At 63.3% G+C, this 9,537-nt stretch carries 5 protein-coding genes; 2 read left to right on the top strand and 3 right to left on the bottom strand.

Annotated elements, in window-relative coordinates; translation table 11 throughout:
• Both AC1DY7_RS01890 and AC1DY7_RS01885 read left to right on the top strand, forming a co-directional pair.
• On the top strand, positions 1 to 3,877 hold a 3,877-nt coding region (locus AC1DY7_RS01890; protein WP_477491939.1), incomplete at its 5' end, for a tandem-95 repeat protein.
• Positions 3,878 to 3,905: 28 nt separating this feature from the next.
• A complete protein-coding gene (locus tag AC1DY7_RS01885) occupies positions 3,906 to 4,751 on the top strand; it encodes a DUF8017 domain-containing protein (protein WP_477491938.1) in 846 nt (281 codons plus the stop codon).
• A 116-nt stretch (positions 4,752 to 4,867) separates the two neighbouring features.
• Here the strand turns inward: AC1DY7_RS01885 and AC1DY7_RS01880 are convergent, their stop codons facing one another.
• From AC1DY7_RS01880 to AC1DY7_RS01870, 3 genes are read right to left on the bottom strand one after another with little or no spacing between them, the layout of a single operon-like run.
• Positions 4,868 to 6,553, bottom strand: a complete 1,686-nt coding sequence (locus AC1DY7_RS01880; RefSeq protein ID WP_477491937.1) for an ArnT family glycosyltransferase — start codon at positions 6,551 to 6,553, stop codon at positions 4,868 to 4,870.
• Positions 6,550 to 8,034 carry a glycosyltransferase gene (locus tag AC1DY7_RS01875; RefSeq protein WP_477491936.1) on the bottom strand — a complete coding sequence of 495 codons (1,485 nt, stop codon included), beginning with the start codon at positions 8,032 to 8,034 and terminating at the stop codon, positions 6,550 to 6,552. Before AC1DY7_RS01875 ends, AC1DY7_RS01880 begins: the two co-directional genes overlap by 4 nt.
• Positions 8,031 to 9,536 (bottom strand): hypothetical protein, encoded by a 1,506-nt coding sequence (locus tag AC1DY7_RS01870; protein WP_477491935.1) that lies wholly within the window; start codon positions 9,534 to 9,536, stop codon positions 8,031 to 8,033. Before AC1DY7_RS01870 ends, AC1DY7_RS01875 begins: the two co-directional genes overlap by 4 nt.
• Position 9,537 lies beyond the last annotated feature (1 nt).

The raw sequence follows: 9,537 nt of genomic DNA, 5'->3' as shown, positions 1-9,537 counted from the left end.
CACCGACGAAGACACCGCCACCACCGGCAACGTCCTCACCAACGACACCGACATCGACGGCGGCCCTCTCCAAGTCACCACCACCACCCCGATGAACGGCACCTACGGCACCGTCACCATCAATCCCGACGGCAGCTACACCTACACCCCCTACAACGGCAGCGCACCCGGCCATGGCACCACAGTCGGAGCCACCGGCGGCACCATCACCCTCAACGACCCCACCCAAGTCACGCAAGGCACCACCGTCTTCTTCGGCAGTGGAGATAGCCCGCGCAACTACATCGCATTCGTCTTCACACCGAGCGCGACCCAGAGCTACCTGTTCGGCCAACCCAGCGGACCGATCGACACCATGCTCGCGCTATACAACGGCCCCTTCGACCCCGCATCACCCGAGAACTGGATCGCATTCAACGACGACAGCGGCGGTGGCACCTGCGGCGGCTACTCGTGCCCACAGGTCACCGCCAATCTCACCGCCGGACAACCCGTCACCATCGTCATCACAACCTTTGGTGTCGCCGTTCCCCTCGGCTTACCGCAGAATCTCTACACCACCGGCCCCGGCACCTTTGCCAATACTTCAGCAGGCGCCGATGCCCTCGCCGAAGGCCAAACCGGCACCGACACCTTCACGTACGAGGTCTCCGACGGCAACGGCGGCACCGACACCGCCACACTGACCATCACGATCACCGGCACCAACGACACACCCGTCGCGGCCGATGACCTCAACGCCACCAACGAAGAAACCCCGGTCTCCGGGAACGTCCTGACTAACGACACCGACGTCGACAACGGCGATGTCCTGACAGTCACCACCACCACACCGATGACCGGCAACTACGGCACCGTCACCATCGGAACCGACGGCTCCTACACCTACACCCCCGGCACCGCAGCCCAAGGCCTCGCCGCAGGCGAAACAGCCACCGAAACCTTCACATACAGCATCACGGATACGCACGGCGCCACAGACTCCGCCGATCTCATGATCACTCTCACCGGAGTCAACGACGCACCAGTGGCCAATCCCGACGCGTTCGGCACCGACGAGGACCATCCACTGACCGGGGATCCAAATGCATTCCTGGGCATCAACGACACCGACGCCGACGGCGATCTGTTGACCTTCACCGGATTTACCCAGCCCACCAACGGCGGGATCGTCGTAGACAACGGGAACGGCACCTGGACCTACAATCCCAACGCGCAAGACCTCGCCGGCGGCCAAACCCGAACAGATACGTTCACGTACTTCGTATCGGACGGCACCGCGACAACTGAGGGCCTCGTCACCGTCACCATCACCGGCCTGGACGACGCCCCCACGTTGACCGCGAGCCCGGGCGGCACCACCTACACCGAGAACGATGCGCCCGTGGCCGTCGACAGCGGAATCACCCTGACAGACATCGACACTCCCATCATGGTCGCCGCCATCATCAGCATCAACAACGCTCAAACCGGTGACACACTGCACTGGACCGAGCCCACCGTCAGCAATATTCACATCCAGTACAACGACGGTCAGCAGATCGTCCTGGTGGGCAACGCCTCTCAGGCGGAGTACGAGGCGGCCCTACAAAGCATCACTTTCGAAAGCATCGGCGACGACCCGGTGGCCGGCAACCGCACCATCAACTTCACCATCGTCACCCCCGACGCGCAGAACACCGTCTCCAAGTCCGTCACCGTCGTCGCGGTCAACGACAACCCGGTGGGTCAACCGGACGAATACACGACTGCTGAGGACACCGCGTTGGTGATCGCGGCACCAGGCCTGCTGGCCAACGACTCGGATGTAGACAACGCCGTCATCAAGGCGACTATCTGGGTGAACCCCAATCCGGCTACCGGCAGTGTCGTCGTCAACAACGATGGTTCCTTCACCTTCACCCCAGCGCCGGACTTCAACGGCACCACGTCGTTCTACTACGCTGCCAATGACGGCTTGGGGGGCGTCGCCGACCCCACATTGGTCACCGTCCACGTAACACCGGTCGATGAAACACTCCAACCTTTTGACACGGTCACCCTCAACACAGGCGGCTCGCCGAGTGACATCGCGATCAGCCCCGACGGCAAACGCGCGTACGTCACCAACACCTTCGGAAATGCCCTGACGGTGATCGATGTCGATCCCAACAGTCCCAACTTCAACGAAGTCATCGACACAAACACCGCGGCCAGCGGCGTACAGGGCATCACGGTCGGCGGCGATGCGCACACCATCGCGATCACACCGGACGGCAAACGCCTGTACGTCACGCACTACGGAAGCAGCGGCGGAGTGTCAGTCGTCGACATAGACCCCGCCAGTGCGACATACAACAAAGTGATCGACACGAACCCGTCTGCAAGCGGCGTACAGGACATTACCGTCGGGAGCTTTCCTGCGGGAATCACTATCAACCACAACGGCACTCGCGCCTATGTGGTGAACAGCAATAGCAACTCAGTGTCCGTGATCGACATCGACCCCGCCAGTGCTACCTACAACCAGGTCGTCGATGCAGACCCGACAACTGGTCCGATCGACTCCATCACCGTCCCGAACGGTCCTTTCAAGGTCGCCGTCAGTCCCGACGGTAAGCGGATTTACGTCAGCCACATCACAGCCAGCGCGGTCACGGTGATCGACATCGACCCCTCCAGCGCCGACTACCACAAGGTGATCGACACCGATCCGATTGCCGCCGGGATCAATTCGATTGCGATTGGCGGGGTGCCCGAAGGGATCGCCGTGACTCCCTCGACGACCGGCGCACGCGCCTATGTGGTCACTCAGGGCGGCAACAGCGTGGCAGTCATCGATATCGATCCGACCAGTCTGAACTACAACAAGCTCATCGACGCCAATCCGTCGGTGGGCGGCATCCAACAAATTCCCGTCAGCGGAGTCCCGGTCGCAATCGCCATCAGTCCCGACGGCAAGCGGGCGTACGCCACAAATCTCATCGGCAACACTGTGGCTGTGATCGATACTGACCCAACCAGTGTTACGTACAACCAAGTGATCGATACGAATCCAAGCACAGTCGCGATGGACAACATCAACGTGCCGGCCAATCCTGGAGGAATCGCGATCACGCCGGACGGTACCCGCGCCTACGTGACCAGCTATACAACCGGCACCGTCACAATGATCTATCTCGGCGAGGCTGATACGTCGATACCTGAGTTGAATTTCGAGAGCGGCTCGCTGGCTGGGTGGAATATCGGCACCCAGAACGGAACTCAAGGAGCCACCATTGATATCAGTGGGACCGGCGTCAGCTTTATTGGTGGTCCCGTGACTTACGTTGGCCCGTTTGGTACCTATGTCTACACGCCGAGCGGCACAGGAGCGGCGTCGCTATCGCCGGACAGTTCTCAGACGTTCGGACAAGCAACCACTTCGCTCGGACTGACCCCAGCTGAACAACAAGCGATCACGGCGAGCAGTCCTAGTTCAGTACCCACAGACGCCGCCTGGATGTCTCGCATGGTTTACCTGGACGCAGATACGACATACACGATGGCCTGGAACTTCATCAGCACCGACAGCACTTCCTGGGGCGACGGCTCCATCACGACGCTCGTATATCAGGGCGGAGGCCCAGCACCCACCGTGCTGATCAATGGGGATGCCGGAAATTACGCGCTCCTGGGTTACATCGCGGACCCCGGCGACTACTCGACGGGATCCTACGAATCGACGGGCTGGCAAAACGTGACATACAAGGTGTCTCAGTCAGGTGACTACCTGCTCGGATTCTCGGTATTCAATGGCGGTGACACAGCCGTTGACCCCGTGCTTCTGGTCGACAACGCACCGGGAAGCACAACTCGAGATGGGCAGCCGTACACGCTGACGCCCGAGAATATCTGAACGCGACCGCGGCTAGTACGGAGCAACCGTGAACTATTCGACACCCGGCCGGCTACACCCGGTGCACGACTACCCCGACTTCCCACCCGACCCACCCCGCCGGGCACCGTGGCTCTGGATCTCCCTGGCCATCGCGGTCGTCGTCATCCTGGCCCTGTCCGTCGTCGTCATCGCACAGCAGAAGGACGGCGCCACGACCACCGCGGCCCCCGAGCAGTCCCAGGCCCAACCTGCCGCCCAGCCGCGCCAACAACAACCACAGCCGAATACCACTGCGGGACTGTCGACTACCTGCGAAGGCTTCACCGCCTCCGTCGACGCGAAGTCCCAACCCGGCTGGCACGCCACGATCAACAAGTACGGGCTGGCCTACGCGGTCCCGCCGGATTGGGCCGTCGCGGCGTGCGGTGTGCGGATGGGGTGGGCCCAGCCCTGTCCGGACGGTCAATGCGTCGTCCGCGATGTCAGTGCGGCCACCGCGGTTGCCAACCCGGCCTGCACCAAACAGAACCTCGCAATGGCCGGCGTAGCCGGATCCAAGAACCCGGACATCAAGGCCGCACTCGACGAGGAAACCTCCACGGTGCCAACGATCTACACCCGTAACGGCCAGCCGCCCCCGAACGTCGACTTCACCCCGGTCCGCGAGTTCAGCATCGGCGGCCGCCCGGCGGTGCAGACGGTGGCGACGGTGACCGGCATGGCACCGGACAGTTGCAACGGCTCATCGGCGCTGCACAGCATCGTGGTCACCACGGTGCCCCACGTCGAAGGCTCCGTCGTCTTCCTCATCTCGCTGCGGCAAGGAGCCAACGCCACACCGAAGCCTGATGTGATCAACAAGATCGTCGCGACCTTACGCAGCCCCGCCTAATCTCGCGAAAACGCTTGGTTCACTTCCGGTCCGCATCGAGATGCGCGGCTGATGTGGGCCACCGCTGGCAATCACTGGCCATTCCGGAGATGACGCGAGAAAAATGAAGAGAGCGCTCAGGCCATCGGGTTCGACTGCTCGTTGACTCGGTACAGCCGCCAATCCGGTTGACTGTCGCCATCGTTGGGAATCTCCAGTTCCAGCGTCGCGATGTCGGCGCCGGTCTCGTACAGCGTCGGGTAGCGCTGGTTGAGCGCATCGGAGATGCCACGCCCGGTGGGCGGAACCGCGAGGAGGTACTTGACGCCGTGCGCTGACGGGTCGTTGAGTAGCTGCACGAAGTCGGGATCCGACGGGACCACGAACGTACGCGGTTTGTCCGACGCGACGACGACCGCGAAACCATAGACAGTGTCGGTGATCACGGAACTCTCGGGCAGATTCTGCCCGTCCAGGTAGTCGGCGATCTGCCGCTCGGTGGAGAAGGTGGCGGCGATGCGCCGCTCCACCGCTTTCTGCGGCCGGACATCGTCACGATCGGGGCGCAGCACCGTCGCCAGCGCGTACTCCTGTGGAGCGTAGTCGGGTAAGGACATCCCGTACGCCGACACCGGAACGGTGACTGCGAACACCAGAATGACCGGCACGTAGGCGAATCGGCCGAACCGGGTGCTACTCACGCCCGTGTCGACGGCAGCATGACGGCCCCGCCGTTTGGGAACGAGCAGCTTTCCGTCAGGGACGGCGAGCATGGCCAGACACGCCGCGAAGGGAATCGCCACGATGTAGAAACGCAGGAACGGAAAGGTGGAACCGGTGGCGAACGTGTAGGCCTGGAACGCGAGCACCGCGCCGTACATCAGGATCGGCGCGGCAAGCACGGCCCATTGTGGCCGGCGCCAGCGCATGAACCCCGCCCATCCCGCGAGTGGCACCAGGGTCGGGGCCAGCAGCGTGATGCAGACCAGAGCGAAGGACAGGCCGTCGGTGAAACTGCTTGCCGTCGCACCGCCGGACTGTTTGAGAATGGCCGAGTTGCCGTATTGGGAGCTGAACTGAGCGAACGCATCCCCGGTGATCAACCAGCTGGTCGCCGCCCACCCGACGAAGGCGACGAAGCCGGGGGCGCTCACCAACAGCACGTCGAGCAGGGCCCGGCGGAACCGCGGTGCCGTACGGGCCCGTAGGAACGTCGTAACCCCCACCAGCAGGCCGGCGGCGGCGACAGTTCCGACGGCGTCATAGCGCGTCAGGTAGGCCAGGCCCATCGCGATGCCACCGGCGGTGACCAGATGATGCACATCGTCGTCGACCACCCACAGGATCAACCGGCGCACCGCCCAGGTGAGAAAGAAGATGAACGGCGCCTCGCTCATCCCGTTGGACCCGTAGAAGGCGATCATCGGATTACAGGCGAACAGCGCGGTGATGGCAACGACGTAGCTGCGCGGCAGTCCACGATCGGTGCCGACCGTGAATATCTGCACCACCGCCCCGGCCATGAAGATCGCCGACATGATCGATCCGGAGTAACCCCGGGCGGTCAAGTCCGACCAGTAGGGCATCAACAGCATGCTGGGAATCTCCAGCATCGCCGTCAATGGTGTGAAGATGAATCCGATTGCCGCCAAATGGGGATCACGGCTGTGGAGAACGCTCTCCGACGCCTGCACCCGCGAGAGCGCGTCACCGAGAATGAACCCGTGCTGCACCTGCAGCCAGTAGCCGAGACCCAGATACAACCCGAACGACAATGCGAACGCGATCTGCTTGCAACGCCTGTCCGACAAGCCGGTGCTCACGTGGTGTCGCTCGTCGCGACGTCTGGTTTGGCCGCCAGCCCGTGAAAGGTCTTCTCCCAGTACGACGGATTCCGGATGATCTGGTACACACCTTTGGCGGCGGCAATACTCATCATGAGCCAGAACGCCGGTACGGTCAGCGCCGGCACCAGCAGATCCGAGCGGTCGTCCTCACGCAGGGCAATCACATTCATGTACAGCGTGGCCGTGTTTCCCAGTACGAGGGCGACCAACGCGGGGAAGTAGATGAGGGGCGGGAACACCTCCCCAACCACCGCGGGCTGCCCGAGGAACCAGGTGATGGTGATGAGCCAGAACAACAGGTTGAGCACCGCGATGATCGGCGTGCCCGCCAGCACCAGGGTGAATCGGAGGAAGCTGCGGGGCCCCAAGATCCGGAACACCTTGACCGGTTGGCGGATGTGCACCAGCCAGGTCTGCAGATAGCCCTTGTACCAACGGGAACGCTGACGGATCCAGTTGATCGGATCGGAGTTGGCCTCTTCCAGCGTGGCCGAGTCGATAACCGCAGTGTGATAACCCGATGCGTCGATCCGCAGGCCCAGGTCGGCATCTTCGGTGACGTTGAAGGGATCCCACGCGCCGATCTCGTCGAGGACGGCACGGCGCAGGTGATTCGAGGTGCCGCCCAACGGAATCGGCGACGTCGTCGTCATCATTCCCGGCAGCAGGTAACCGAACCACAGACCGTACTCTGCGGTGAACCAGCCGGCGAGCAGATTCTGCTGCCCGTTGTGATACGCCAATTTGGCCTGCACACAGGCGATGTTGTCCGGCAGGCTCCGGAACGCCGCAACGACCCGACGCAACTGCAGCGGCTCGGGCAGATCCTCCGCGTCGTAGATGGTGACGATCTCACCGGTGGAGAAGTGCAGGCCGTAATTGCAGGCTTTGGGTTTCGTCCTGGGCTCGGCCGGCGGCACCAGCAAGATGGTGATCACCTCGGATTCACCGCACGCCTTGGCCGCGGTGATGGTGATGTCGTCGTCTTCTTCCAGCAGGAGCAGCACCTGGAGTTTGTCGCGCGGGTACTCCAGCGCGGTCATCGCCCCGATCAGGTCGCCGACCACTTCCGGCTCGTTGTAGGCGGGGACCAGGATCGTGTAGAGCGGCAGGTCGTCATCCGGGATGGCGCGGGCCTGTTCGTCGGTGATGGTGATGGGCCGCGACGCCAAGCCTTCCTTGAAGATGAGTACGCGGTCGAACATCGTCAAGACGTAGCCCACGGTGCACAGCCCGATCAGCACGACCGCGGTCTGCATCGGGCGCCACGCGGCGAAAGCCGCGGTGATGATGAGCAGCGAAACGAGAACCGGCTTCTGCCAGCCCCACACGGCCTGCGAGGCCGACTGCATCGGATGTTCTTCGCGCAGTTCGTTGATGGCCCGGTCCAGTGCGTACTGCCGCTGCTCGTCGGTCCCCGGGCTCGAGAACGGGAGGTGCTCGGCGTGCGTGGTCACGGCTTGTATCCCAACGGCTCCAGTTGGGCGCGCAGCAGGCCGTGCCCGAACTCGGTCAGGAGGTCGTCGTCCTTCATGTTCGGGTCGGTGTCGTGTGCTGCGGCGTTTCCGCGGAACAGCACGGTGAACATGGAGTTGATCGTCGGACCGACGCCGCCCGTCGGTTCTGGGAAAGGGGCATTGTCCTCGTGGTTGTCCACGGCGATCGACAGCACCCGCCGACCGATCGCGCCGTTGGTCCACGTCCACTGCAGGCCGTCCCATGTCACCAGGATGCGGTCGTCCACGACGGAGAAGAGGTCGGCCTGCTGGCCGTACCCGAGATCGATCGGCCGGATACCACTGAGCCGAATCCCATTGACCCGGTAGATCATTCGAGCAGGATAAACGTAGAGGGAGAACGGGCGCAGCGTGGTGATGGTGTCGACCATGACGGTGCGCGGCCTGCCGAATTTGTCGTGCCGGTAATCTCCGGCATCGGCGACCATCTTCTGCCGGACCAGTGTCGCGCCCCTGCCATAGAACCGGGCCACCCAGTCGTACTCCCGGGTCTCGATGATGCGCCAGCCCTGCGGGGCTTTCAGCGGCTCGGCGAAGTTCATTGAGCTGACCCCCAGCGGCGGCGCCAGGCCGACGTCGGGCAACCGGACGAACGACAACAGGATCGCGACCACGAAAACCACCGGAACGGCCGACCAGATCTGCTTGGCGGCAAGCGGTTCGAGCTTGCGGTCCAGCACGCGCTTGGGCGCTCCGCGGCGGGATGCCAGATACATCAGCGTGCCGACCAGACAGATCGACGTCAGTGCCGGGACGTACTGGTAGGTGCGCAACGAGGCGTTCGGGAAGAAGATCGCCATCGCCCCCAACATGAGCAGCCCGACCAGCCACGCGAGGTTCGATCCGATCATCGCGCGGCTGGTGTGCCTGCCCACCGCGGTGGCGGTGGCCGTGGCGGCAACGATCATCGTGCCCACTCCGGCGGCCACCCGGTTTCCACCCAACAGGATGACCGTCAGGAAGTACGGCAGCGGGAAGATCATCAGCAGGATCAGCCAGGCCCAGCCGAAGCGGATGATGGGCCGCAAGCCGAACAACGCGACGCTGGCGCTGACCACGAACAGCCACAACGCCACGAAATCGAGTCGTAGCAGGTGGAAATACAGTCCATACCGCGGCAGCAGAATCGCGTGCACCAGCAGGGCCAGCACCAAACCCATCGAGCCGACGATGACGTCGGTCTGTCGGTCATGGATGGGCAACTCGGTGCGGTGGCGGCGGGCGATACCGACGGCCGCGAGCGCCGCCGCGATCGGGACGATCCAGGTGTAGCCGCCGAGCCCACCACCGACGGTCGTGGCCCACGCACTGCGCAAGGTGTCCTGGAACGCGATCGCGGTCAGTAGCGCGATGTAAGCCCAGCGCACGACGAGACGGGTGATCGGGTGCCACGTCTGAGTCGAGGAGAGGCGCCACGCCTGCACCTTCACTGGGGCAGACATG

This window comes from Mycobacterium sp. P2_H7, from assembly GCF_056403275.1.
Note: the sequence above shows the minus strand (reverse complement) of the source record. Positions and strands in the feature narration are given on the sequence as shown.

Bases quoted from the DNA above. Each gene is read 5' to 3' on its own strand.
- AC1DY7_RS01870 (WP_477491935.1), bottom strand. From the start codon at position 9,536: ATGTCTGCCCCAGTGAAGGTGCAGGCGTGGCGCCTCTCCTCGACTCAG.